The organism is Thiothrix sp. UBA5583 (genome assembly GCA_002425225.1).
GTDB classification, from domain to species: Bacteria; Pseudomonadota; Gammaproteobacteria; order Thiotrichales; family Thiotrichaceae; genus Thiothrix; species Thiothrix moscowensis.
On the sequence record DILV01000001.1, the window covers coordinates 22,850 to 46,284 of the forward strand.

The following is a 23,435-nucleotide window of genomic DNA, read 5'->3' on the forward strand; positions in this document are numbered from 1 at the left end:
GGTTTTTTTGCAAACCTTATTTGCCACATACCGGGCAGGCAGTGTCTTTGCGCAAACGCATTTCCCGCCATTGCATGTATTTCGCATCCAGCAATAACAGGCGGCCACTCAGGGTAGGCAGATCCAGCAGCAGTTTCAGGGTTTCTGTGGCTTGCATACTGCCAATGATGCCAGCCACAGGGGCGAGGATGCCGGTGGTGCTGCATGTGTCTTCCGTTTCCCCCTGTTCCCCATACAAGCAGCGGTAACAACTGCTGGCAGGGTCGCGGAAATCAAAAGTGGTAACTTGCCCCTCAAAACGGATCACGGCTCCTGACACCAGCGGTTTGCCCAGCGTTTGACAAGCAAGATTAAGTTCAAAACGGGTAGGGAAGTTATCGCTGCAATCAACTATTACGTCATGCGCAGAAACCGTGCCAAGCAATTCAGAATACTCCAGTTTTTTACGAATGACTTGTATCTGTACATGGGGGTTCAACGCCAGCGCAGCCTGACGGGCGGATTCCACCTTGGGTTGACCAATGCTGGCAGTGGTATGGATGACTTGCCGTTGCAGGTTGGTCAGATCCACACTATCAAAATCCGCCAGGGTTAGATGTCCGATTCCGGCAGCAGCCAGATACAAGGTTACGGGGGCGCCGAGGCCACCCATGCCGATTACCAGTACCCGTGCCGCCAGTAAACGTTCCTGTCCACTGACATCAATTTCAGGCATTAAAATCTGGCGGCTATAACGCAGGAGTAATTCATCGTTCATGAGGTATTATTCAGTGGGGGTTTGGCTGACAGGGGTATGATTTTCCAAAATTTGACCGCATATCGGGGCCACCATGATAACAATAAAAGCACCATTCGGGACATTCCCTTTGTTTGCATCCAGAACGCTGCTGTTCTCCCTTGCCTGCCTGTCTTCCATGTCTGGTATTGCGGCAACAGCCCCACTGGAAGTCGCCAAACCGATCAACATGAATGAGTCACCACCACCGTGGCTTGCCCCGGATGCACCGACTGCCAAAGCAGAGAAAACGCCTGTTGAAGCCCAGCCGGAAAATACTGCGCAAGAAGACAAGCCGCTGACGCTGGAAGGCGATGTCAGTGAATCCAGCCCGGCAACGGCATCTCTTGCACCTGTTTCGGGTGTCGCCACAGCACCGCAAGCTGCCAGCAGTACGTCCAGAATGGAAAACTGGTATCGCAACCGTCGGCAAACAATTTCCCAGCCGACCACTTCCCTGGAAAATTTGCAGGCATCTGCCCAGCAAAATGATGCCAATGCCCAATACGAACTGGGTATGGCCTATCAGAGTGGCAAAGGTGTGCCGCAGGATATGGCACAAGCCACGCAATGGTTGACCAAGGCAGCCCAAGGCGGCAATGTTCGCGCTCAGTATGCCCTTGCCATGTTGTACCGTGCCGATGAAAATGCCGATATAAAGCAGTCGCTTGAGTGGCAACGCAAAGCGGCTGAAGCTGGTCACGCTGAAGCACAGTACGGTCTTGGCTTGCTGTACGCCAACGGTCAGTATTTGGACAAGGATGTGGCACAGGCTCGCAACTGGTTTCAGCAGGCCGCTGGACAAGGGCATGGGGCAGCACGTCTGGCCTTACTGTCACTGGAAAGTGGCGCACCGGCTGCTGTAGCCTCTGTTCCGGCAGAAACCGCTACGGCATCCCCGGAAAAGCTGGCGGTTCCTGACTCCGTGAAACCAGAAGCAGTTGAGATGGCAGCCGAACAGGCATCTGTGCAATTGGCGGCTGTTGAGCCTGCGCCAGAGTCTGTTGCCGACAAACCAGCAGAAACACCGACCGGCATTCCAGAAGCAGACCCGGCGACCCGGCCTGAACCCACAGTGACAACAGCTTCTTTGCCTTCAGCCGCAGAAGAAACCAATGCTTCCAGCGAACTGGACTTGGCGGGGGTTGATCCTGCAACCATCCGTCAGTCTGCTGATGCAGGCGATAAACAGGCGCAACTGATGCTGGGAACCCTGTATGAAGACGGATTGGGCGGTTTGCCCAGTGACTTGCGGGAAGCTGCCTACTGGTATGAACAGGCTGCCAAACAGGGCTATACCAAAGCGCAATACAACCTTGGCCTGCTGTATGAAGATGGGCGTGGGGTAAAACAGGACTATGCCCAAGCGGCTTACTGGTATAACAAAGCCGCTAAGGATGGTTTCACCGAAGCGCAAAACAATCTGGGTGTGCTGTTCATACTGGGCAAGGGGGTCAAACAGGACAAAAAGAAAGCTGAGGCTCTGTTCAGTGATGCTGCCAGCCAGGGTAACGCCAATGCCCAGCGTAATCTGGACATGCTGCGCAAAAGCTAAACAATTACAGGAAGGGCGCTATTTACGCGGCTTGTCTTTGTGCAGCCAGCCCTGAGCATGTTTGGTTATCGCCTTGACCGCCCGGCTTTCCATCCGTCGGGCGGTGATGGCGAAAAATTCGATCTGAATATCCTCTGCATCTCCTAGATAAACAATTTCGGGGGTATGGGTCAGCATGTCACGCAACACCGATGGGGCAACAAAAACCCCAATGCCAGCGTGCCCGAATTCCCGCATCAGGGCACTGTCATCAAACTCACCCACGATTTGTGGTGTGACCTTTTGCTTGCTGAACCAGTCCCATAATTTTGTTCGTAAGGTCGAGCCTTCCGCAGGTAGCAGCATGGGAGCGCGGTGCAATATGTGGGGAAACTCGCCTGGTAACATTTGCCGTAGCGTACTGGTAGCAAAAAAACTGGTTCCACTGGAACCCAATGGATGGCTGACATTGTTGCCCATGTCTGGCGGATGTGGGCTGTCAGCAATGACCAGATCCATGCGGTTACGCGCAACATTCAGACGTTCCAGCAAATCGCTCAGTTTGCCTTCTGTACATACAATCCGCACAGGTGGTTCAAGCTGGGTAGCAGGGGCGAGCAGTTTGTAGACGATGGATTTGGGCACAAGGTCAGACACGCCAACCCGGAACGAGGTCAGCGCATCCAGTTCGCTGAATTGTTTGAGGTTTTCCTCCAATTCACTGCCTTCCTGGAATATGACACTGGTGCGTTCCAGTACGAGTTTGCCTGCTTCGGTCAGTTCCAGATAACGCCCTTTGTGGTGGAACAGCTTGATGCCGAGTTTTTCTTCCAGCAAGGTCAATTGCCCGCTAATGGTTTGCGGCGTCACGTTCAGGTTTTTGCTGGCACTGGCAATGCTGCCGGAGGTGAAAACCTCATGGAAATAGTTCAGGTGCTTATAGTTCAGCATGACTTACCTCACTGTACACTTCGATTTTTACGATGTATTAATATATAAATTTCGACTTTTTCTTATCATCGGTCAGCCCTATAGTTACTGTCAAGCAACAGAATACATCTCTAAGGAGGCGAACAATGAAACTGTCTACACAAGGTCAACATGCCATCATGGCGATGCTGGCTCTGGCGATTCACGAAGATGAAGGTGCATTGCGTCTGGGAGATCTGGCAGAAAAACAAGGAATTTCATTGTCTTATCTGGAACAGATTTTTGCCAGATTGCGCAATCATGGATTAGTCGAAGGTATCCGTGGTCCAGGTGGTGGTTATCGCTTGACCCGTCATATTGAAGACATCAACCTGGCTGAAATTGTGGAAGCGGCAGAAGACGACAGTGAAACGGTCAAGCGCCTGCCAAAGCGTAGTGCTGATCAGCGGCAACGACTGGTACAACAGATGTGGGCTAGCCTGAGTAACCGTATCTACGATTTTTTGGAAGGTATGACCCTGGCAACCATGTTGGAAGGTCAGCAGTTGCCACGTAAAAGTTACCACATGGGCGAAACAGCCAGCCTGATTGCACGGATGTTCCCGGCACGACATTTTCCTGCGCCAGAGCTGGGGCATCAGGCAGCCATGTAAGAAATTAGAACGCGCTTTCACCACTGCCTCCCTCACACTCCTCCAGAGGCAGTTTCCCAAGCAGGGTTGTTTGAGCCGCAACCCTGCTTTTTTTTGGTTTTCGGTCGTCAGGCGAGGAAAAATTGATTATTTTTTGAGTATTGTTTCCCGTCCGGTTTGTAGCTGGTTCGTGCTACTATGTAACAAATACAACAGAACCCCACTAACCAAAGGATCTAGCCGTGATTACTGCGGAACAGCAAAAACAAGTCGACGCCACCATGGAGCTTTTGAGCACCTACATTACCAAAGACCCTTGGGAAGAATGGATGGTGGAAGTATTCACCGATGCTATCGCCTATGCTGCCGAAATGCTGGAGCTGTCAGCCGACGAAATACTGGACTACCTGGAAGAACAACCGCTGGGGCAAATGGCTCATGCGCATGTTTTCGAGCATTTCGTCACCACTGAAACTAATGAGGATGGTGAAAGCGTTTTGCAGGAATTCATGCGTACCCGCGTGCAGCAGGAAAACGGCTCCTTTGCCTGCCAGTACCTCAAGGCTTTAAGTGAATCCGAACTGGCGTTGTGGGAAATCGTTAGTGTTCAGTCCGGCACATCTGCGCTCGTCAAACGCTTGGGGACTGATGATGCAGCGGTACAGGTTCCACTGGAAGCCGAACGTATGCCCAAGGATTTGTGTATTGCTTCACGCCTGCTACGTTTACCCAATGGTGATTGCACCTTTGGCTTTGGCTTGTTGCCCGTAGAACGCAAGGAAGCCGAAGACATTTTGGCTTACCTGCAACAGGTGCGTGCCGAGATGGAAGAGGCTGCTCGTGCCGAAGAGGTGACGCCCGACGCGGATGATGTGGAGGAAGCCATCCATGAAGAAATGGTTGACCTGATGTTCCAAGAAACCCTGGCTTCATGGATTGCGCAGGGTTTCGAGTAAGCCCTAGTCGTTATCGGCTGTTTCCCTGGTCATGTTGACCAGTTCGATCAGGGAGGAAGCGTGCATTTTCTCCATCATGTGGCTGCGGTGAAACTCGACGGTTTTAATGCTGACGTTGAGTTTTGCCGCAATTTCCTTATTGGAATGGTTGTCGATGACCAGTTCCATTACCTCGCGCTCGCGATCAGTTAGGTTGGCAATTCGTGCCTGGGTCATGGTCAGGCGGATACGTGACTGCTGGTGTTCCTTGTCCAGATTCAGGGCTTCGTGTACGTAGTCCAGTAATACTTGGTCTTCAAACGGTTTTTCCAGAAAATACATGGCTCCAGCCTGCATGGCACGTACTGCCATGGGAATGTCACCGTGTCCTGTGATGAAAATAATCGGCAGGCAATATTTCTGCTTAGTCAGGTATTGTTGCAGTTGCAAACCACTCATGCCTGGCATCCGCACATCCAGCACCAAACAGCCAATCATGTGCATGGTATAAAACTTGAGAAATTCTTCTGCGGAAGCAAAGGTCGCCACTTTCAGATGCATGGATTCCAGCAGCCAGCGTAGCGAGTCACGCACGGCAGGATCATCGTCAACAATGAAAACGGTGGGGGGGTAGTTCATGGGCGTTGTGTTCCTTTTGTGGGCAATGTGAAGCTGAAAATAGCTCCCTGCGATATGTTGTTATGGGCTTCCAGTTTGCCACCATGGGCTTCGATGATGGAACTGCTGATGGGCAGCCCCATCCCCATACCCCCTTTCTTGCTAGTGAAAAAGGGCCGGAAAATCTTGCTGGCGTAATCCTCGGGTAGGCCGATTCCGTCGTCAATCACGGAAACTTTTACCTGATGCTGATCCAGCCGTTCGGTACGTATCTGCAACATGCCAGAACCGGGTGGATGGGCTTCACGAATGGCATCCAGGGCATTCAATACCATATTGACCAGCACCTGTTCAATCTGGATTTTGTTGACATTGACCATGATCGGGTTGGCATACAAGGACTTGCTCAACTGGATTTGTTTGAATTGTTCGGTCGTGTCCAGCAGGTAGAGGGTTTCATGCACAATGGCATTGATGTCATGTTCATGCCATTCGATGTCCTGATCCTTGCGGGTAAAGTCCTTGGCGTAACGCAGGATTTCACCCGCCCGCTTGACCTGGGTGCTGACCAGTTGCATGACTTCACTGATTTCCTGCTCGCTGCATCCGTCGCCCTTCATCCGCAGTTCACAGCCACGGATGTAATTGGCAATGGCAGAGAGTGGCTGGTTCAGTTCATGGGCGATTCCTGATGCCATTTCCCCAAGGGTGTTCAGACGCATGATGTGCGCCAGTTCCTGCTGACGTTCTGCCAGTTGGTTTTGTGTCAGTACTCGCTCGGTATGGTCAACGATGATAGACATGATGCGCAGTTCATCATTGTCCAGATGGATCAGCACAGGGCGGATTTCCAGCCAGCGGACATTACCCTTGAAAGTGCTGATCTTGACTTCAATAGCATGAAATTCCCCCACATCGTTGATGCCGGATACGCATTTATCGATTTCTTTCCGGTATTCCGGTAGGACAAAATCCCGCATGGAACGCCCGATCAACTGTTCCGGGCTGTGCCCTTCCATGATCAGGACGCCTGCCGGGTTGATTTCCTGGATGATGCCATCCAATGAACAAATATTAATCCAGTTGGGTTGGCTACGGAAAATGGTGGCCAGTTTGGCACGTTCAATTTCCAGCCTTGCTTCAGCCCATTTGCGTTCTTCAATCTCATGCAGCAGCCGGTCGTTGATGGCTTTCAGTTGCAGGTTGGTGGTTTCCAGTTCGCTGCTTTTGACGCTGAGTTCCTGATTGACTGTGCGCAATTCTTCGTTGGTGGATTGCAATTCCTCGTTGGAAGTTTGCAATTCTTCACTGGAGGTGTAGAGCTCTTCGTTGGTGGATTGGGCTTCTTCGTAAGTGGATTGTAACTCCTCGTTGGAGGTTTCCAGCTCTTCGATGGTAGTTTGCAGGCTTTCGCGGGTTTCACGCAATTCGTCTTCCAGCTCGCGGATGCGCAGGGCATCACTGATACTGGTGGATTCCTGTTCGATAAGTCCGGCCTGGTCGTTGATAGGCAGAATTTCAAACATGATGATGCTGACTTCGTGTTCAGTCAGTTTACCATTGGGGAAATGGTGCGCCCGCATGACGACCCGTACTGCTTCACCGTCCATACGGAAATTGATGCGGCGACTGCTGATGGTTTCATCGGCACGACGAGCCTTGTACAACAAACCACGCAAGTCTTGGCGCAGGTCTGACTTGATCAGGTCAAGAATGCCTAAAGCTGCCCGACCTTCCCCGAAACTCAGGAAAGGGTCGACATTGCCACGTACATAGACGATTTCCTGTCGATCATCCAACAGAATAGCAGCGGGCTGGTAAATGTTAACCAGCAGTTTGTCGAACACATCCTGCAATTTGGCACGGGGTTTGTCGCGTGTGCCGCCATTATTCAGGGAGCGCAGGTCGCGTTGTGGGCGGTTTTGCATCAGATAAGGCAGATGACCTTTGACATCACCGCGCCGCCGGTAAATCCGTGCCTTGCGGTCGAGCGTGACAAACAGGCGGTCATTGTTGCCCACGGTTTCCGATTTGCCCAGAAACAGGATGGCGCCTTCTTCCAGCCCGTAATGGAAGGATTCCAGCACCGCCCGTTGCAGGTTCTGGTTGAAATAGATCAGTACGTTGCGGCAAGTGATCATATTCAGGTGCGAGAAGGGTGGGTCACGCACCAAATCGTGCCGTGCAAACAGCACCATATTGCGGATGCTTTGGGTAAGCTGGTATTCGCCATCTTTCTGGATGAAGTATTTGTCCAAAAGCCGTGAATCAATACCGGCGACCGCCGCTTTGGAGTAGCGTGCCTGACGGGCAATAGCCAGCACACCATCGTACAGGTCAGTACCAAAAATCTGCACCTTGTAGCGTCCTATGCGGCTGCCGAGGTATTCCGACAGCATGATGGCGATGGAATAAGCCTCTTCACCAGTCGCACAGCCCGCTACCCAGATGCGGATGTCCTTGTTGCTCCCTGAAGGCAGGACGTCATCCATTGCCTGCCGCAGGGCAATGAAGGTCTCCGGGTCACGGAAAAAGCTGGTGACGGAAATCAGGATGTCATTATGCAGCTCGTACAGTTCTTCCGGTTTTTGTCGCAGGTAGGCGCAGTACTCTTCAAGTTTCTTGTGCTTGTGCAAGGTCATGCGCCGCTCAATCCGGCGTAGCAGGGTATTGCGCTTGTAATCGCGAAAATCGCTGCCGGTCTGGTCAAGCAGCATTCGCAGGATGTCCTGGATTTCATCCTCGGAGGGTTCAGGGCTGTTGACGAACAGGAACGGACCTTCCGGTTGTGCCAGTAGGTCATGGATTTGCTGGGCAATTTCTTCCGGTGGCAGGATCAGGTCAACATGCCCGGTATTGATGGCTGCGTGCGGCATACTGTTGAAGCGGGCAGTGGACTCCAGTTGCGCCATGGTGATACCACCTTCCGCCTTGATGGAGCGGATGCCATGTGCGCCATCCATGCCTGTCCCGGAAAGGATGATGCCAATGGCGTGCCTGCCGTGGTTTTCTGCTAGTGAGGCAAACAGGCGGTCAACGGAGGGTTTGGGGCCAATGCCGGTGGCTTTTTCCAGATGGATGCGCCCATTGGCATAACAGGCATCCATGCCGGGTGGGACGATATAGAAATGCCCACCTTCCAGTTGCTGGTCGTGTTCTAGTTCCAGAATCGACAGACTGGTTACTTCTCGTGACAGAATTGGCCCCAACATACTGCTGTGTTTTGGGTCAAGATGCTGGGCAAGAATGTAAACAACCCGTTTGTCAACCGGCAGGTTGGGAACCAATTGACGCAAGGCTTCGAGACCTCCGGCGGAGGAACCGATGCCGACGATAATGAGAGGTGCTTCGCTTGATGTCTGGACAGGCGTATCCGTTCTGGCTGTGTCGCTCATAAGGAGAGTCCCCGGTTTGCTAGCTTGTCAGCGGGAAAATGACAAAAGTGCATGTTAATCCTTGTTCTAACCGTTCTAGTTGAATGGTAGCCAAACTTGAGGCCAGATTGGAGTTTTACATACCTTCATTCGCAAAAAATAAAGGGGCCAGCTCTACACTGGCCCCCAAGATAGGCTTCGTTCTAGTTTTGGTTTGATTATTTGTTTTTGATTCTCATCACGACGTTGTCACAACGTTGAGTAATGTACTCGCGTTCCTCCTAGCTGTTGCGTCTACGCGCAGTGTTTGTCGCAAGCACGGATAGATTCTAGACATAATTGACGCTCAAGCCCAGACCTGACAGCCTGGGATATGCATTACTCCAACAAGGGTTTTCCCTAGAATACACGCATGAATCTTAATAAAAATCCAATAAAAAAACCGACTTGACCAGTCAGGTTTGGGTTATTGAAGGAGGAGAGATGTGCGCGTGGGTTACAGTGGTTCGGGGTTGGCAATCGAACCTGCTGCCATGCCGCTGGCTTTCAACAAGGAATAAACGCCATTGGTGTACTGCCATTCGCGGTAATCCGTGAATGAGCCGGTCTTGCTGCCCGCATCCAGTTCGGCAAAACGTGCGGTGCGTAGGTTGAAGTAGCCATCGGCACGTTCCGGTGTAACCCACAACATTTGTCCGGCATGTTCCAGCACTATGCGGTAGATGCCTTGCCCCTGATACTGAATGACCCAGAAATGTGGGGGGGTGGCGGCTGCCGGACTGCTGTCATAAACCAGCCATTCTTCGGTGTTGTCATGTTCACCCAGTTGCAAAGGCAGCGCCTGTAATCTGGCAACGGTTGCTGCGTCAAAGTGGATGGCGGGTACACCGGCTGGGAGCGGATAATGCTGGCGGAACGTGTTGGTCACGTTGCCGGTCAGCAGCCGCTGTTGCAAATCTTCCGTCAAAGGGATGGGAAGCTGTGCCTCGGGCTGATTGAGGCAGTGTTGGGCAAGTGTTGAAGGCATTCCGTTTCCTCCCGTCAGATAACAAATATGACCCGAGTTTCCCGCATCTGGTTCAATCGCATGACAATAATAGGTGCAGGTGGTCTGTGTTTCAGCCCAAGCGGTATGCCCAACTGCCAGCAGTAGAGCCAGCAGCAGTGGAAGGGCGGTAACGACTTTTGGCATGGGTTCCCCTATGCTGCAAATGTTCCAAATTCAGGTACTAGCCGCACAGCCAGCTTGGCTCGCTCCGTGCCTGACATGTTTGTACCAGCGGTTTGCTCATTGTAGGCTGCCAAAAAGGCATCCATGCGGAAATTATAGTAGTGTTTGGCATTCCATACCGTAGTGCGTTTTTGCTGGCGTTTGTCAGCGTTCGCCGGTAAACCTGCAATCGGGCGATACTGGTAGTGCGAAGACGGGTGGAATGACAGGATAAACACATTTTCCCCACCACCAATGCGCAATGGCAGCAACTCGATGTGGTTGAGGGCAACACCTTGCAGGGTCTTGTTGTTGCTGATTTCACCACTCAGCATCCCAGCAATGGCAATCTGGTGGGCGCTGGCTGTGCCGATGCGGTTGTTGCGGATGCGTAGGTTCTGAAATGCCCCATCCGAAGCAAAAATACCCTGCAAGTGGGCACTGGAAGCAATGCGGTTATTGCTGATTTCCACATCACTCAGCAAACCGCCTGCGTAGTTGACTGTCCAGTGTGGAATAAGCTGGAAAGCGTCACGGTGCGGAAGTTTTTCAAATGTATTCAGCCACGGGACTGGGCGGGCTGCGCCTTGGTTGCGGGTACTGATGATGACATTAGCTTGCTCGATTAGGCTGTTGAAATCACGTGCAAATGGGGTATCAGGCATGGTGTCCTGCACTTCAAACCCGTTCAGTTGCAAACCGTTCAGCATGACTTTGAAAGCATCACGGATGTATGGTTGGCGGATGCTGCCGGGTGTGGGCAGATGAGTATTGGCATTGTTAAGGGTATACAAGGTATCCGGGTAATCCGGGTAACGAGTCATCAGGTAGGTCAGCATCTTGTTGTAGATGCCTTCCGCATTGGCGGGATTGCTGATGACCATCGCCTTGATGTCTTCCGGCAATGGCAGGCGTTGGGGCGTGGTGTTGCCGCTATTCCGCAAACGCTGGGCTGCCGCTTCGTGCTCTGCAGCGCGGGCGTTGCAGGCTTGCATGTTGGCTCGCTGGCTGGCAGCCCGTTCCTTCCAGACTTCAATCAAGCGGTCGCATTCGGCAATACGCATGTTGCAGTTGGTAATGCGGGTATCGTATTGTGCTGCCTCAGAACGTAGGCGGTTTGCCTCCTGTGTGCTGGTGGCACGCGAAGCTGCCTGCAAGGCTTCGTACTTACGACGGTTGTAGTCATTACGTTTGTTGATTTCGGCTGCCTTTTCCTCCAGACGTGCCTGCACATTCTGGGTGGAGGTAATAGCCAATGCCTGTTGGCGCATAGCCTCTTCGCGCTCACGACGCGCGGCGTTCAGATGATCGTCGATTGTAGCCATAATATGGCTCCCCCTTATGTTATAAGCCCGTTTGTCTTGAATAGTAGACCATTCGTACTTTTATTGATGTGTAAAAAGTCACTTTGTTCCCGGTTTTTTAAGGGATACACTTCTAACCCATATAACAATCACAGGAATCATCCATGCGTATATTGCCCTTACTGCTGTTGAGCCTTTGCTTTGCCCATTCGCCACTGGTTTTGGCAGAAACTGTCCTCAAACGGGGGAATGGGGCGGAGCCGGAAACCCTGGATATTCACAAATCGTCCGGTGTTTCTGAAGCCAATATCCAGCGTGACATGCTGGAAGGTCTGGTGACAGAAGGTGCTGATGGCAAACTCCAGCCCGGTGTAGCAGAAAAGTGGGACATCAGTGCTGATGGCAAGGTTTACACCTTTCATCTGCGGTCAGACAGCAAATGGTCGGATGGCTCACCTGTGACGGCTGATGATTTTGTGTATGCTTATCGGCGGGCGCTTGCACCAGCAACGGCTTCCGATTATGCCTTTATCCTGTGGCCGATTGATGGTGCGGAAGCCTTCAGCAAGGGTGAGCAGCAAGACCCGGCACAAATAGGGGTGAAGGCCGTCAATCCGCAGACGCTGGAAATCCGCCTCAAAGCTCCAACCCCGTATTTCCTTGGGTTGCTGATGCATCACATGGCTTATCCCGTACCACAGAAAGTGGTGGAAAAAGCCGGGAAGGACTGGCTGAAACCGGAAAACATCTTGTGCAACGGCGCTTACTGCCTGAGTGAATGGGTTCCACAATCTCATGTCAAACTGGTGAAAAATCCGCATTACCGTGATGCCAGGGACATCAGTATTGATACGGTGCATTACATTCCCACCGAAGACCAGAATACCGAGCTGAAACGTTACCGTGCCGGGGAACTGGATATTACCTATGACGTGCCTGCTGACCAGATCAAGAGCGTCAGGGAAGAAATGGCGGAGTCTTTCCGCAGTACGCCTTATATTGGGACGTATTACTATGCGCTCAATCTGCAAAACCCGCCTTTTAAGGATAACCCCAAGCTGCGCCGTGCCCTGTCATTGGCACTGGATCGTGACATCCTGACTGGCAAGATTACCCAGTCAGATGAAATTCCGGCGTGGGGATGGGTTCCGGCAGTCAGCGACTACACCCAGCAAAGCATGGAAGAAAAGGCACTCGACAAAACTGCCCGTACTGCGCTTGCTAAACAGCTTTATACCGAAAGCGGTTACAGCGATGACAAGCCGCTGGAACTTGAAATCCTCTACAACACCAGCGACAACAACAAGAAGCTGGCGATTGCAGTGGCTGCCATGTGGAAACAGACACTGGGGGTGAAAGCCAGCCTCAGGAATGAGGAATGGAAGGTTTACCTCAGTTCCCGCAAGCAAAAGCAGTTTCAGGTGGTGCGTTCCGGCTGGATTGGTGACTATGACGATGCCTACAACTTCCTCAGTATCTTCAAGTCTGATGTGGGCGAGATGAATACCTCAGGCTATCAGAGCACCGAGTTTGACCGGCTGGTCAAGGAGTCCGAGACACAAACCGACCCGAAACTGCGGCGTGAAGCGATGGAGCAGGCGGAGCGGGTACTGCTGGCGGATATGCCGGTCATTCCCATTTACCATTACACCACTCAGCATTTGGTCAGCCCCAGGGTCACGGGTTGGCAGGACAACGTGATGGATGTCCACAAAACCCGTTATCTGGGGCTGAAGTAGGCAAGATGGCTACACTTCCTGGGGTTGTCGGGCAAACACGATGGCGTAAAACGCAGCGGCAATCAGGACAAAACTGATCAGGCTTGCCAGTGGGTCGATTTCGCTGGCGGTGAAAATGGATGGAGCAGGTAAGGCCGAGTTAGCATAGTTCATCACCAGCACGGCAAACAGGTTGTTGGCAGCATGGACACCTATCGCCAGTTCCAGCGAGTTGCTTTTCACCGTGATGATGGCCAGGAACAGCGCCAGCAGGAAATACAGCAAGGGTAGCAAGGCGGTTTCATCTGCCTGCATTTCCGGGTTGCTGAAATGAGCCAGCATGAATACCAGCGATGAACCAATCACGGGAACAGCGATGATACGGGTCAACATGCTAATCCCCTGCATCAGATAGCCCCGGAACAACAGCTCTTCGGCTGCGGCTTGTAGCGGGGTGATGATCAGTGCCAACGGCAGGAAGATGATGAACTGCTCAAAATCAAAGGTCATTTCATATTCAACGGGGCGGAACAGTGACTCGGCAAAGGTTGCCAGGGCCGTTAGCAGGAAATAAACCGTAAAACCTTTCAGCAGTAGCTGCCAGTTGAGGTTGGTCAGAGGGGTTACGAGGCTCAGGATGCTGCGCTGGTGCAGGAAACGCACGCTCAACAGTAAACCCGCCAGCATTCCCAGCAAGGTGAAATTGATGGCAAGGTAAGGCCACAACGGGTCAATACCGGTGAATTCCAGCGTTTCCAGATTGACATCTGTTGCCGGATTTTCATCCCCCAGCAGCATGACAACCATTATCCCTAGCGGGATCCCCCCCAGTATTTGCCAGAAAATGAAAATAATGAAAACGCTGGCAAGGTAGCGCCACCAGTGATTTTTACCAAGGGAAGCAAGTGACAGAAACGGCGTGGTCATGATTTGTCCTTTTGGAATGATTATTGGCTTAAGTGTAGGTGTTATTCTGAATTGCATGACGGCTTTTAGACAATCATAATCAGGACAAACCGACAATGAGAACCGATCTGCCCGCATGTTCCGCTATATCCTCAAACGCTCGCTAGGTGCGTTGCCCACTTTGCTGGTCATCATGACCCTGGCTTTTTTCCTGATCCGTCTTGCTCCCGGTGGGCCGTTTGACAGTGAGCGCCCGGTATTGCCGGAAATTGCAGCTAATCTGGAGCGGGCTTACCACCTTGACCAACCTTTGCCTGTGCAATACGGCTATTACTTGCTGAACATATTGCAGGGCGACTTTGGCCCCTCGTTCAAATACAAGGATCACACGGTCAGTGAACTGATCGCGGAAGGTTTCCCGGTTTCCTTGCAACTGGGCTTGTCAGCCATGCTGCTGGCGTTGCTGGTAGGGATTCCGGCGGGGATGCTGGCTGCGCTGCGGCAAAACCAGCCGCTGGATCATGCGGTGATGGCCTTGGCGATGACGGGCATCACCATTCCCAATTTCGTGATGGCGCCGTTGCTGGCATTGGTATTTGGTGTTTTCTTGCACTGGTTGCCAGTCGCCGGGTGGGATGGTGGCTGGAAATCGGCAGTGTTGCCGGTGGTGGCACTGGCTTTGCCGCAGATTGCCTACGCTGCCCGCATGATGCGAGCCAGTATGCTGGAAACGCTGGGTAGCCCGCATATCCGCACTGCTTTCGCCAAGGGGTTGCCACTGCGATTGGTGTTGTGGCGGCATGTGCTGAAAGGGGCGTTGTTGCCACTGGTTTCCTGGCTGGGGCCTGCGACAGCAGCCATCATTACAGGCTCGGTGGTGATTGAGCAGATATTTTCGATTCCCGGTATCGGGCGGCATTTTGTGCAAGGGGCGCTGAACCGTGATTACACGCTGGTGATGGGAGTGGTGGTGTTCTACGGTGGTTTGATCATCGTGATGAATCTGCTGGTGGATGTGGTGTATGGCCTGCTTGACCCGAGGGTGCGTTATGAATAACGGCTTTTGGCACAAGGCGTGGCGGCGTCTGTTGCGCAACCGCATGGCAGTGGGCAGTGCGCTGGTCTTGCTGGCAATCGGTTTGCTGTGCCTGTTGGGGCCGCTATTCAGCCCACACCCTTATGATGAAATTTACTGGGACAGCATGGGAATTCCGCCGGACTGGGAAAACGGTTTCTGGTTCGGGACAGATGCCAACGGGCGCGACCTGTTTGTGCGTACCCTGATGGGGGGGCGCGTTTCGCTGATGGTAGGTCTGGCGGCAACGTCGGTCAGTTTGCTGATTGGCATCCTGTACGGGGCAAGCGCAGGTTATCTGGGAGGGCGTACCGATGCACTGATGATGCGTTTTGTGGATGTGTTGTATGCCTTGCCATTCATGTTTTTTGTCATCTTACTGATGGTGTATTTTGGCCGTAGCATTTTCCTGATCTTTGTTGCCATCGGGGCGGTGGAATGGCTGACCATGGCGCGGATTGTGCGCGGTCAGGCGTTGTCGCTGAAAGGGCGAGCGTTTGTGGAAGCGGCACGGGTCAGTGGCGTGAGCCATTTCGGTATCATTCGCCGTCATATTGTGCCGAATACCCTAGGACAGGTGATCGTTTATGCGACATTGACAGTGCCGCAAGTGATTCTGTTTGAGTCTTTCTTGAGTTTTCTGGGGCTGGGCGTGCAGGAGCCGTTGACCAGTTGGGGTGTGCTGATTGCGGAAGGCGCACGCCAGATGGAAACAGAGCCGTGGATGCTGCTGTTCCCGGCTGGTTTTCTGGCGGTAACGCTGTTTTGCCTGAATTTTCTGGGGGATGGGTTGCGGGATGCACTTGATCCAAAGAGTTTGTGAGGTTGATTGTAATAATTACGCGCAAACCACTTGATAAATTGGATTAATTGCTTTGTATTGTCTATAATTTGTTCGTCACTGGCCTTGCGAGGGTGGTGGCGATTTAAGTGGCACGTCATGGTCACTTTATGTACCTTTAGGCGCAGTTGTTCTGCGCCTTTTTTTCATCTTCTCAAATGCAGTCTGGTGAGACTATAATGTTCCCATTGTTATTCAGCGTTTCGATGTGGTTACAACTAAAATCAATGGACTAGATCAGCATCGCACTTCCAAAGTTTCCGTAGAGCGTTTTGGTTTGATTAACGCAAATTGGGGGAAAAGAACCTTTCCCCCTTTTTTATTGAGCACAGATGCCCTTGCCGCTGTTTCCAGTATAATGGCTCCCTTGTTCCACTTTCCTGACTGTTCGATACCATCATGCGTGTTTTGGGGATAGAGAGTTCCTGCGACGAAACCGGCGTCGCCATTTACGATACTGAGCGTGGTTTGCTGGCACATCGCTTGTTCAGCCAGATTGCCATGCACGCCGAATACGGTGGTGTAGTACCAGAGCTGGCTTCCCGCGACCATATTCGCCGGGTACTCCCCCTGTTGCGTGAAGTATTGGCAGATTGCGGCCTAAACCTCAATGATTTGGATGGTGTGGCTTACACCTCAGGTCCTGGGTTGATTGGTGCTTTAATGACGGGGGCGGCTATTGCCCGTTCACTGGCTTGGGGGCTAGGTATTCCGGCAGTCGGTGTACATCATATGGAAGGCCATTTGCTGGCTCCCATGCTGGAAGAAACGCCACCGGAACTGCCATTTGTTGCCTTGCTGGTGTCGGGCGGGCATACCCTGTTGGTGGATGTGCCCCAGATTGGTGAATACCGCATTCTGGGCGAAAGCGTGGATGATGCTGCCGGGGAAGCCTTCGACAAAACCGCCAAGCTACTAGGGTTGGCTTACCCTGGTGGGCCATTGCTGGCAAAACTGGCGGAGCGGGGTAGACCGGGAATCTACAGGTTTCCACGTCCGATGGTGGATCGCCCCGGTTGCGATTTCAGTTTCAGCGGGCTGAAAACCTTTTCGCTGACAACCTGGCAGAACTCGGGGCAAACGGAACAGGACAAAGCTGATATTGCGCTGGCTTTTGAAGAAGCGGTGGTTGATACCCTGTTTATCAAATGCCGTCGGGCGCTGGAGCAGGCGGGGCGCAGGCGGCTGGTGGTTGCTGGCGGAGTAGGAGCCAACCGCCGCTTGCGGGCGCGGCTGGCGGAATTGAACGCTGCCGTGTATTTCCCGCGTCTGGCTTTTTGTACGGATAACGGCGCGATGATCGCTTATGCCGGGGCTATCCGCTTGCAGGCGGGGGCGAGTGAGGCGGCGGTGATTCAGGCACGCCCGCGCTGGCCTTTGACCGAATTGTTGCCTCCCGCATGAGCCTGTCCAGACCACACCTGTATTTTTACCTTCCCGGTTTGTTCCAGCCGCTGATGTTGTGGCGCAAGGATTTTGCCTTTCAGCCAGTAGCAGACAGTTTTCTCAGACTGTGTGCCAGCGTAGAGACGCAACAACTGCCGGTTATTGGGCTGGAAAACACCTTGTTGTCCTGTCTGGGGCATCCTGCCGGGGCAGAAATCCCGTTTGCCCATTATCGCTACCAACTGGATTTTGCCGCGTTGCCGGAACAACCACTCATGTGCGCAGACCCCGTGTTTTTGCAAAGCGGCATTGATCAGGTATTACTCCGGCCTGAATTGCCAATGCTGGCCATGGATGCGGTCACTGAATTGCTGTATGTCCTGAACAAACATCTGGCTGAGGACGGTTTGCAACTGTGTGCTGCCTACCCGCAGCGCTGGTATTTGTGTGGGGAAAAGGTGGCTGATCCTGACCTGCGCACTACGCCGCTGTCACAAGCCTTGGGTCAGGGTATTTTTCCACTCTTGCCGCAAGGTAACAAACGCTACTGGCATCGCCTGTTGAATGAAATCCAGATGGTACTGCATAGCCATGGTAATATGAGTACTAATGCACTGTGGTTGTGGGGTGCTGCCGCAGCTTCCCACCAGCCTGGCTTGCAAATGCAGGCGGGGTTTGTCGGTTCCAGCATAACAGCCAAAGCCCTTGCACATGCGGGCGATATTGATCATCAAGCTGCGGATAAATTGGCAGAATGCCGTTTTGAATCAGGTGATTACTACATTATTCTTGAAGAACTACTGCTTCCTGCGGTGAGTGATAACCCACAGCAATGGCAGCAAGCCATGCATGAACTGGCAGAAAACTGGTTTTTGCCTGCGCTCAATGGGCTGAAATCCGGCAAGTTTGAAGTCAGCCTGAGCAGTTGTGATGGGCGAATACTGCATTGTCAGCCACCATCTTCATGGAAATTCTGGCAAACCAGAGCCGCTAGCTGGGATCAACTGCTTCAATCCGCGTAACAATACTCTCGAAACGACCATCCTGTAACTGGACAGCCACCGTTTGCCCCAGCCTTAGCGGTGCGATACTGCGTACAAGCTGGTGGTTATCCGCATGACGCACGATGCTGTAACCCCGTTCTAGGGTTGCCAACGGGCTGAATGCGTGAAGTTGACCTGCCTGCATTTGCAAGCGATTACGGGCTTTTTCCAGATGCTGATGTACTTGTAGGCTCAGGTATTGCTGAGCACGCGCCAGTTGTTCGCGCTGCTGGCGAATTTTTCTCTCAGGTGTTTGTGCCTGTAAACGGGTGCGCTGATTATCCAGTCGGGTTTGTTGAACTTGCAGATGGCGATTGAGGGCAGCTTGCAGGCGCATGTCCAGTTCATCCAGCCGTTGTACTTTCTGTTGCAAACGGTTGGTGGGGCGCTGGTTTGTCAGCCGTTGTTGCAGGCGTTGCAGGTGTTCGTCCAGCCGTTGCATCCGGCGCTGCTGGTTGCGCGATAGTTGTGCGGACAGGCGTTGCAGATGGGTTTGCAAGGTTGCCATATCCGGGCTGACTAGCTCGGCAGCCGCCGAAGGGGTTGGTGCACGCCGGTCTGCGACAAAATCGGCGATGGTAAAGTCGATTTCATGCCCGACACCACTGATGACCGGGATGCGGCAGGCATGAATGGCTTGGGCAACCATTTCTTCGTTGAATGACCATAAGTCTTCGATGGAGCCGCCGCCACGCGCCAAAATCAGTACATCGCAACGCTGTTCACGTTCTGCCTGACGGATAGCTTGCACAATCTGTTCTTTGGAGCCTTCGCCTTGTACCAGCACCGGGTAAACTAGGACGGGAATTTGCGGGCAGCGGCGTTGCAGCACGTTGAGAATGTCACGGATAGCAGCGCCAGTTGGGGAGGTAATGACGCCGATACAGCGCGGAAATGTGGGCAATACCTGTTTGTGTGCTTCAGCAAACAGCCCTTGTGCCTGCAATTTATGTTTGAGTTCCTCAAATTGCCGTTGTAATGCGCCGATTCCGGCATCTTCCATCTGTTCGATGATGAACTGGAACTCGCCACGTGGTTCGTACAGGCCAACCTTGCCCCGGACGAGTACTTTCAGGCCGTTGCGTGGGTTGGCTTTCAGATAAGCGCTACGGTTGCGGAACATGGCGCAGCGTACCTGTGCACTGGCGTCTTTCAGGCTGAAGTACAAATGACCCGATGCGGCACGGGTGAAGTTGGATATTTCACCTTCGACCCATAAGGCAGGGAAACCTTGCGTCAGCAACTGGCTGACTTCGTTGTTAAGCTGGGAAATGCTGAGGATGGTGCGTTCTGTTGGCATGGGGAAAGCCTGACAAAAAAGCCGGGACGTGCCCGGCTTTTTCGGCATCGTGCCGTAACTTAGATGCGTGGTGCTGCTTTTTTGGCAGCTTCAGCTTGATCCTGACCTGCTTTGCCAGACTTTTCAACTTTCTTGGCGATTTTCAGGGCTTTCTCTTTGTCACCTTCGTTGGCTGCTTTGATTGCACCTTCTAGATGCTGGGACATGGTTTTGCCATCCATATACCATTCAAAACCGGCTTTCTTGGCAGCAGCATTGGCAGCATCGGCTGCTTCGATCGCAGCTTTGACTTCAGGGTCTGCATCCGCCTTGAGCTCGACCTTTTCTTCAGCAGGCTTGGCGTCTGCTTTGGCTGCTGGAGCGGCTGCGGCTTCGGCAGGCTTGGCATCCGCTGCTTTTTTCTCTTCAGCGATGGCAACAGATGTCAGCAGGGAAAGTGCTGAAGCAACAAACAGTGCTTTTAAACTCATCGAAAAAATCCTCCTCTCTAGAACATACATTAGTGAGATAAGTCAGGATTTCCTGAAATATCTGACGCGGTATTGATAGCAGTTTACCGCTTCAAGGTCAAACTCTATAATGAAGCGCTTATTTCTCACAGACGGACATAAGCCTCATGCGTATCCTTCAGGAAGCCCTTACTTTTGATGACGTTTTGCTGGTTCCGGCGCACTCTGTCGTGTTGCCTGCCGATGCCAACCTGCAAAGCCGTTTGACCCGTGAAATCACTTTGAACATCCCCTTGCTGTCAGCAGCGATGGATACTGTTACGGAAGCCCGTCTGGCAATCGCGCTGGCACAAGAGGGCGGCCTTGGCATCATCCACAAGAACATGAGTATTCAGGCGCAGGCTGATCAGGTGCGTGCAGTCAAGAAATACGAAAGCGGTATCATCAAGGATCCGTTTACTGTCGGTCCCAACACCACTATCCGTGAAGTATTGGCGTTGACCCGCGCCAAGAACATTTCCGGCGTACCAGTCGTCGATGGTGAAGATCTGGTGGGTATTGTTACCGGACGTGACCTGCGTTTTGAAACCCATCTGGATGAGCCGGTCAGTACCATCATGACCCCGAAAGCACGACTGGTGACAGTGGAAGAGGGCGCAAGCAAAGGTCAAATCCGCAAGCTGTTGCACACGCACCGCATCGAAAAAGTACTGGTTATCAACGACCAGTTCCAGTTGCGTGGTCTGATTACAGTCAAGGACATCCAGAAATCCACTGATTTTCCCAATGCCTGTAAGGATGACCAAGGGCGTCTGCGCGTCGGTGCAGCGGTGGGCGTTGGTTACGGCACGGAAGACCGGGTACGGGCACTGGTGGAAGCCGGTGTGGATGTCGTGGTGGTTGATACCGCCCACGGTCATTCACAGGGAGTGCTGGATCGCGTCAAATGGGTCAAGGATAATTTCCCGCAGGTACAGGTGATCGGTGGCAACATTGCGACTGGTGAAGCGGCGCTGGATCTGGTCAAGTATGGCGCTGATGCAGTTAAAGTGGGTATTGGCCCCGGCTCTATCTGCACGACCCGTATCGTGGCAGGTGTGGGCGTTCCGCAAGTTTCTGCGGTTATGAATGTGGCTAAAGCACTGGAAGGTACAGGCGTACCGCTGATCGCTGATGGCGGCATCCGCTATTCTGGTGATATTGCCAAGGCGATTGCGGCGGGGGCACATACTGTGATGCTCGGCGGCATGTTCGCGGGTACAGAAGAAGCACCGGGTGAAGTGGAATTGTTCCAGGGGCGTTCCTACAAGTCTTACCGAGGCATGGGTTCCTTGGGGGCGATGGCAAAAGGTTCCAGCGACCGTTACTTCCAGGATGGTTCGGAAAATGCCGCTGACAAGCTCGTGCCGGAAGGTATTGAAGGGCGCGTGCCATACAAAGGGCCACTTGCACCGATCATTCACCAGATGATGGGCGGCGTGCGTTCCAGCATGGGTTATGTGGGTTGCAAGGATATGGATGAAATGCGTACCAAACCGCAGTTTGTACGGATTTCCAGCGCGGGTATGCGTGAATCCCATGTGCATGATGTGACCATTACCAAAGAATCACCAAACTACCGGGTGTAGTTTTATTTCCCCCACCCCCAGCCCCTCTCCCTCAAGGCGAGAGGGGAGCAAGAGAGTTGTCATGACACAAAATATTCATGCGGATCGGGTGCTGATCCTTGATTTTGGTTCCCAGTACACGCAGTTGATTGCCCGTCGGGTGCGCGAAGTGGGTGTTTACTGTGAAATTTATCCGTGGGATGTAGAAGCGGAAGCTGTTGCGTCCTTTGGAGCCAAAGGCATCATCCTGTCTGGCGGTCCCGAATCCGTGACCGACGCCGAACCACCGCGTGCGCCTGATACGGTGTTTGCGTTGGGTGTGCCGGTACTGGGCATTTGTTACGGGATGCAGACCATGGCGGCGCAACTGGGCGGCAAGGTGGAGGCATCCAGCCATTGCGAATTCGGTTACGCGCAAGTCCGCGCCCGTGGTCACACTGAGTTACTGCGTGAAATTGAAGACCATGTATCCCCGGACGGTTTCGGCTTGCTGGATGTATGGATGTCGCACGGCGATAAAGTCACGGTAATGCCGGAAGGTTTCAAACTGATGGCGAGTACCGATTCTGCACCGATAGCGGGGATGGCAGATGAAAGTCGCAAGCTCTACGCGCTGCAATTCCACCCGGAAGTGACCCATACCAAACAGGGCAAGCGCATCCTGCAACGTTTCGTGCGCGACATTTGCGGTTGTGAAGGGCTGTGGACGACCGCCAACATCATTGAAGACAACATCCGCAGTGTGCGTGAGAAAGTGGGTTCCGATGAAGTGATCCTCGGTCTGTCTGGCGGGGTGGATTCTTCCGTGGTTGCCGCGCTGTTGCATAAAGCCATTGGCGAGCAGTTGACCTGCGTGTTTGTCGATACTGGCTTGCTGCGTTACCGCGAAGGCGACCAGGTGATGGCGATGTTCGCTGAGCATATGGGGGTGAAAGTCATCCGTGTGGATGCGGAAAGCCGTTTCCTTGCTGCCCTTGCAGGCGTCACTGACCCGGAGAAAAAGCGCAAGATCATCGGTGGCCTGTTCATCGACATCTTCGACGAAGAATCTGCCAAGCTGACTTCCGCCAAATGGCTGGCACAAGGCACGATTTACCCGGATGTAATCGAATCTGCCGGGGCAAAAACTGGCAAGGCGCACCTGATCAAGTCGCACCACAATGTCGGTGGCTTGCCGGAAAACATGAAGCTGGGGCTGGTCGAACCGCTGCGTGAACTGTTCAAGGATGAAGTGCGCGTGATGGGGGTGGAACTTGGCTTGCCACCAGAAATGGTTTACCGCCATCCATTCCCTGGCCCTGGCCTGGGCGTGCGTATCCTTGGCGAAGTGAAAAAGGAATATGCCGACCTGCTGCGTCTGGCTGACCACATTTTCATTGAGGAACTGCGCAAACATGATCTGTACGACAAGACTTCGCAGGCATTTGCGGTGTTCCTGCCGGTAAAATCGGTTGGGGTGACGGGCGATGGGCGTCGTTATGATTACGTGATTGCGTTGCGGGCGGTGGAAACCATCGACTTTATGACGGCACGTTGGGCACATTTGCCGTATGAGTTGCTGGATTTGCTGTCGCGGCGGATTATCAATGAAATACGTGGGGTTTCGCGGGTGGTTTATGATATTTCGGGTAAACCACCGGCTACGATTGAGTGGGAGTGAGGCACGTGAATGGCGTTTGCGACTTGCTGGTGGTTTGGAACGTGATGTTCACAAGACGTTTTTAGCATGGGCGTGCCTGATTTTCATGCCAGTGATTGGGTTTGTGCTGGTGCTAGGAGCGTTGCTGTATTTCCTGTG

General features: G+C 52.9%; 19 protein-coding genes. 10 read left to right on the plus strand and 9 right to left on the minus strand.

Going from position 1 to position 23,435, the window contains the following annotated elements; all coding sequences use genetic code 11:
* Positions 1-16 precede the first annotated feature (16 nt).
* Positions 17-757: a HesA/MoeB/ThiF family protein gene (locus B2U47_RS00120; RefSeq protein WP_296673979.1), complete on the minus strand. Its 741-nt coding sequence runs from the start codon at positions 755-757 to the stop codon at positions 17-19.
* Between the two features lie 73 nt (positions 758-830).
* Here B2U47_RS00120 and B2U47_RS00125 point away from each other — a divergent pair, with 73 nt between their 5' ends.
* Positions 831-2,330 (plus strand): tetratricopeptide repeat protein, encoded by a 1,500-nt coding sequence (locus tag B2U47_RS00125; protein ID WP_296688181.1) that lies wholly within the window; start codon positions 831-833, stop codon positions 2,328-2,330.
* A gap of 18 nt (positions 2,331-2,348) precedes the next feature.
* Here B2U47_RS00125 and B2U47_RS00130 read toward each other — a convergent pair whose 3' ends face one another.
* Positions 2,349-3,260 (minus strand): LysR family transcriptional regulator, encoded by a 912-nt coding sequence (locus B2U47_RS00130; RefSeq protein ID WP_296673983.1) that lies wholly within the window; start codon positions 3,258-3,260, stop codon positions 2,349-2,351.
* 125 nt (positions 3,261-3,385) lie between these two features.
* Here B2U47_RS00130 and B2U47_RS00135 point away from each other — a divergent pair, with 125 nt between their 5' ends.
* Positions 3,386-3,892 (plus strand): Rrf2 family transcriptional regulator, encoded by a 507-nt coding sequence (locus B2U47_RS00135; RefSeq protein ID WP_296673985.1) that lies wholly within the window; start codon positions 3,386-3,388, stop codon positions 3,890-3,892.
* 221 nt (positions 3,893-4,113) lie between these two features.
* The gene (locus tag B2U47_RS00140; RefSeq protein ID WP_296673986.1) at positions 4,114-4,827 is read left to right on the plus strand and encodes a hypothetical protein; all 714 of its coding nucleotides are present in this window, start codon (positions 4,114-4,116) and stop codon (positions 4,825-4,827) included.
* A gap of 3 nt (positions 4,828-4,830) precedes the next feature.
* Here the strand turns inward: B2U47_RS00140 and B2U47_RS00145 are convergent, their stop codons facing one another.
* The 4 genes from B2U47_RS00145 to B2U47_RS00160 form a co-directional block, all read right to left on the minus strand.
* On the minus strand, positions 4,831-5,445 hold the full coding sequence (locus B2U47_RS00145; protein WP_296673988.1) for a response regulator transcription factor: 615 nt from the start codon (positions 5,443-5,445) through the stop codon (positions 4,831-4,833).
* Positions 5,442-8,819, minus strand: coding sequence for a CheR family methyltransferase (locus B2U47_RS00150; RefSeq protein WP_296682982.1), 3,378 nt, complete (start codon positions 8,817-8,819; stop codon positions 5,442-5,444). Before B2U47_RS00150 ends, B2U47_RS00145 begins: the two co-directional genes overlap by 4 nt.
* 475 nt (positions 8,820-9,294) lie before the next feature.
* Positions 9,295-9,990: a hypothetical protein gene (locus tag B2U47_RS00155; protein WP_296682980.1), complete on the minus strand. Its 696-nt coding sequence runs from the start codon at positions 9,988-9,990 to the stop codon at positions 9,295-9,297.
* A gap of 8 nt (positions 9,991-9,998) precedes the next feature.
* The gene (locus B2U47_RS00160) at positions 9,999-11,333 is read right to left on the minus strand and encodes a hypothetical protein (RefSeq protein ID WP_296682978.1); all 1,335 of its coding nucleotides are present in this window, start codon (positions 11,331-11,333) and stop codon (positions 9,999-10,001) included.
* A gap of 143 nt (positions 11,334-11,476) precedes the next feature.
* On the opposite strand from B2U47_RS00160, the gene B2U47_RS00165 reads away from it, so the two are divergent.
* The gene (locus tag B2U47_RS00165; protein ID WP_296682977.1) at positions 11,477-13,051 is read left to right on the plus strand and encodes a peptide ABC transporter substrate-binding protein; all 1,575 of its coding nucleotides are present in this window, start codon (positions 11,477-11,479) and stop codon (positions 13,049-13,051) included.
* 9 nt (positions 13,052-13,060) lie between these two features.
* Here B2U47_RS00165 and B2U47_RS00170 read toward each other — a convergent pair whose 3' ends face one another.
* Positions 13,061-13,957, minus strand: a complete 897-nt coding sequence (locus B2U47_RS00170; RefSeq protein WP_296682973.1) for a CPBP family intramembrane glutamic endopeptidase — start codon at positions 13,955-13,957, stop codon at positions 13,061-13,063.
* 115 nt (positions 13,958-14,072) lie between these two features.
* Between B2U47_RS00170 and oppB the strand changes: the two genes are divergently transcribed.
* From oppB to B2U47_RS00190, 4 genes are all read left to right on the plus strand, one after another.
* Positions 14,073-14,993, plus strand: a complete 921-nt coding sequence (oppB, locus tag B2U47_RS00175; protein WP_296682970.1) for an oligopeptide ABC transporter permease OppB — start codon at positions 14,073-14,075, stop codon at positions 14,991-14,993.
* Positions 14,986-15,834 carry an ABC transporter permease subunit gene (locus tag B2U47_RS00180; protein ID WP_296682967.1) on the plus strand — a complete coding sequence of 283 codons (849 nt, stop codon included), beginning with the start codon at positions 14,986-14,988 and terminating at the stop codon, positions 15,832-15,834. The genes oppB and B2U47_RS00180 overlap by 8 nt, the downstream gene beginning before the upstream one ends.
* A 417-nt stretch (positions 15,835-16,251) precedes the next feature.
* Positions 16,252-17,256, plus strand: a complete 1,005-nt coding sequence (gene tsaD, locus B2U47_RS00185) for a tRNA (adenosine(37)-N6)-threonylcarbamoyltransferase complex transferase subunit TsaD (RefSeq protein ID WP_296682964.1) — start codon at positions 16,252-16,254, stop codon at positions 17,254-17,256.
* Positions 17,253-18,260, plus strand: coding sequence for a hypothetical protein (locus B2U47_RS00190; RefSeq protein ID WP_296682961.1), 1,008 nt, complete (start codon positions 17,253-17,255; stop codon positions 18,258-18,260). Before tsaD ends, B2U47_RS00190 begins: the two co-directional genes overlap by 4 nt.
* On the opposite strand, the gene xseA is transcribed toward B2U47_RS00190, so the two are convergent.
* Positions 18,229-19,581, minus strand: a complete 1,353-nt coding sequence (xseA, locus tag B2U47_RS00195) for an exodeoxyribonuclease VII large subunit (protein WP_296682960.1) — start codon at positions 19,579-19,581, stop codon at positions 18,229-18,231. The two genes, B2U47_RS00190 and xseA, sit on opposite strands and share 32 nt — an antisense overlap.
* A gap of 59 nt (positions 19,582-19,640) precedes the next feature.
* The gene (locus B2U47_RS00200) at positions 19,641-20,051 is read right to left on the minus strand and encodes a hypothetical protein (RefSeq protein WP_296682954.1); all 411 of its coding nucleotides are present in this window, start codon (positions 20,049-20,051) and stop codon (positions 19,641-19,643) included.
* Positions 20,052-20,197: 146 nt separating this feature from the next.
* On the opposite strand from B2U47_RS00200, the gene guaB reads away from it, so the two are divergent.
* The gene (guaB, locus tag B2U47_RS00205; RefSeq protein WP_296682949.1) at positions 20,198-21,658 is read left to right on the plus strand and encodes an IMP dehydrogenase; all 1,461 of its coding nucleotides are present in this window, start codon (positions 20,198-20,200) and stop codon (positions 21,656-21,658) included.
* 61 nt (positions 21,659-21,719) lie between these two features.
* Positions 21,720-23,297 (plus strand): glutamine-hydrolyzing GMP synthase, encoded by a 1,578-nt coding sequence (gene guaA, locus B2U47_RS00210; protein ID WP_296682946.1) that lies wholly within the window; start codon positions 21,720-21,722, stop codon positions 23,295-23,297.
* The last annotated feature ends 138 nt before the right edge of the window (positions 23,298-23,435 follow it).

Excerpts from the sequence above, each read along its gene's own strand:
- B2U47_RS00120 (WP_296673979.1), bottom strand. The coding sequence starts at position 757 with ATGAACGATGAATTACTCCTGCGTTATAGCCGCCAGATTTTAATGCCT.
- B2U47_RS00125 (WP_296688181.1), top strand. The coding sequence starts at position 831 with ATGATAACAATAAAAGCACCATTCGGGACATTCCCTTTGTTTGCATCC.
- B2U47_RS00130 (WP_296673983.1), bottom strand. The coding sequence starts at position 3,260 with ATGCTGAACTATAAGCACCTGAACTATTTCCATGAGGTTTTCACCTCC.
- B2U47_RS00135 (WP_296673985.1), top strand. The coding sequence starts at position 3,386 with ATGAAACTGTCTACACAAGGTCAACATGCCATCATGGCGATGCTGGCT.
- B2U47_RS00145 (WP_296673988.1), bottom strand. The coding sequence starts at position 5,445 with ATGAACTACCCCCCCACCGTTTTCATTGTTGACGATGATCCTGCCGTG.
- B2U47_RS00150 (WP_296682982.1), bottom strand. The coding sequence starts at position 8,819 with ATGAGCGACACAGCCAGAACGGATACGCCTGTCCAGACATCAAGCGAA.
- B2U47_RS00155 (WP_296682980.1), bottom strand. The coding sequence starts at position 9,990 with ATGCCAAAAGTCGTTACCGCCCTTCCACTGCTGCTGGCTCTACTGCTG.
- B2U47_RS00160 (WP_296682978.1), bottom strand. The coding sequence starts at position 11,333 with ATGGCTACAATCGACGATCATCTGAACGCCGCGCGTCGTGAGCGCGAA.
- B2U47_RS00165 (WP_296682977.1), top strand. The coding sequence starts at position 11,477 with ATGCGTATATTGCCCTTACTGCTGTTGAGCCTTTGCTTTGCCCATTCG.
- B2U47_RS00170 (WP_296682973.1), bottom strand. The coding sequence starts at position 13,957 with ATGACCACGCCGTTTCTGTCACTTGCTTCCCTTGGTAAAAATCACTGG.
- oppB (WP_296682970.1), top strand. The coding sequence starts at position 14,073 with ATGTTCCGCTATATCCTCAAACGCTCGCTAGGTGCGTTGCCCACTTTG.
- B2U47_RS00180 (WP_296682967.1), top strand. The coding sequence starts at position 14,986 with ATGAATAACGGCTTTTGGCACAAGGCGTGGCGGCGTCTGTTGCGCAAC.
- tsaD (WP_296682964.1), top strand. The coding sequence starts at position 16,252 with ATGCGTGTTTTGGGGATAGAGAGTTCCTGCGACGAAACCGGCGTCGCC.
- B2U47_RS00190 (WP_296682961.1), top strand. The coding sequence starts at position 17,253 with ATGAGCCTGTCCAGACCACACCTGTATTTTTACCTTCCCGGTTTGTTC.
- xseA (WP_296682960.1), bottom strand. The coding sequence starts at position 19,581 with ATGCCAACAGAACGCACCATCCTCAGCATTTCCCAGCTTAACAACGAA.
- B2U47_RS00200 (WP_296682954.1), bottom strand. The coding sequence starts at position 20,051 with ATGAGTTTAAAAGCACTGTTTGTTGCTTCAGCACTTTCCCTGCTGACA.
- guaB (WP_296682949.1), top strand. The coding sequence starts at position 20,198 with ATGCGTATCCTTCAGGAAGCCCTTACTTTTGATGACGTTTTGCTGGTT.
- guaA (WP_296682946.1), top strand. The coding sequence starts at position 21,720 with ATGACACAAAATATTCATGCGGATCGGGTGCTGATCCTTGATTTTGGT.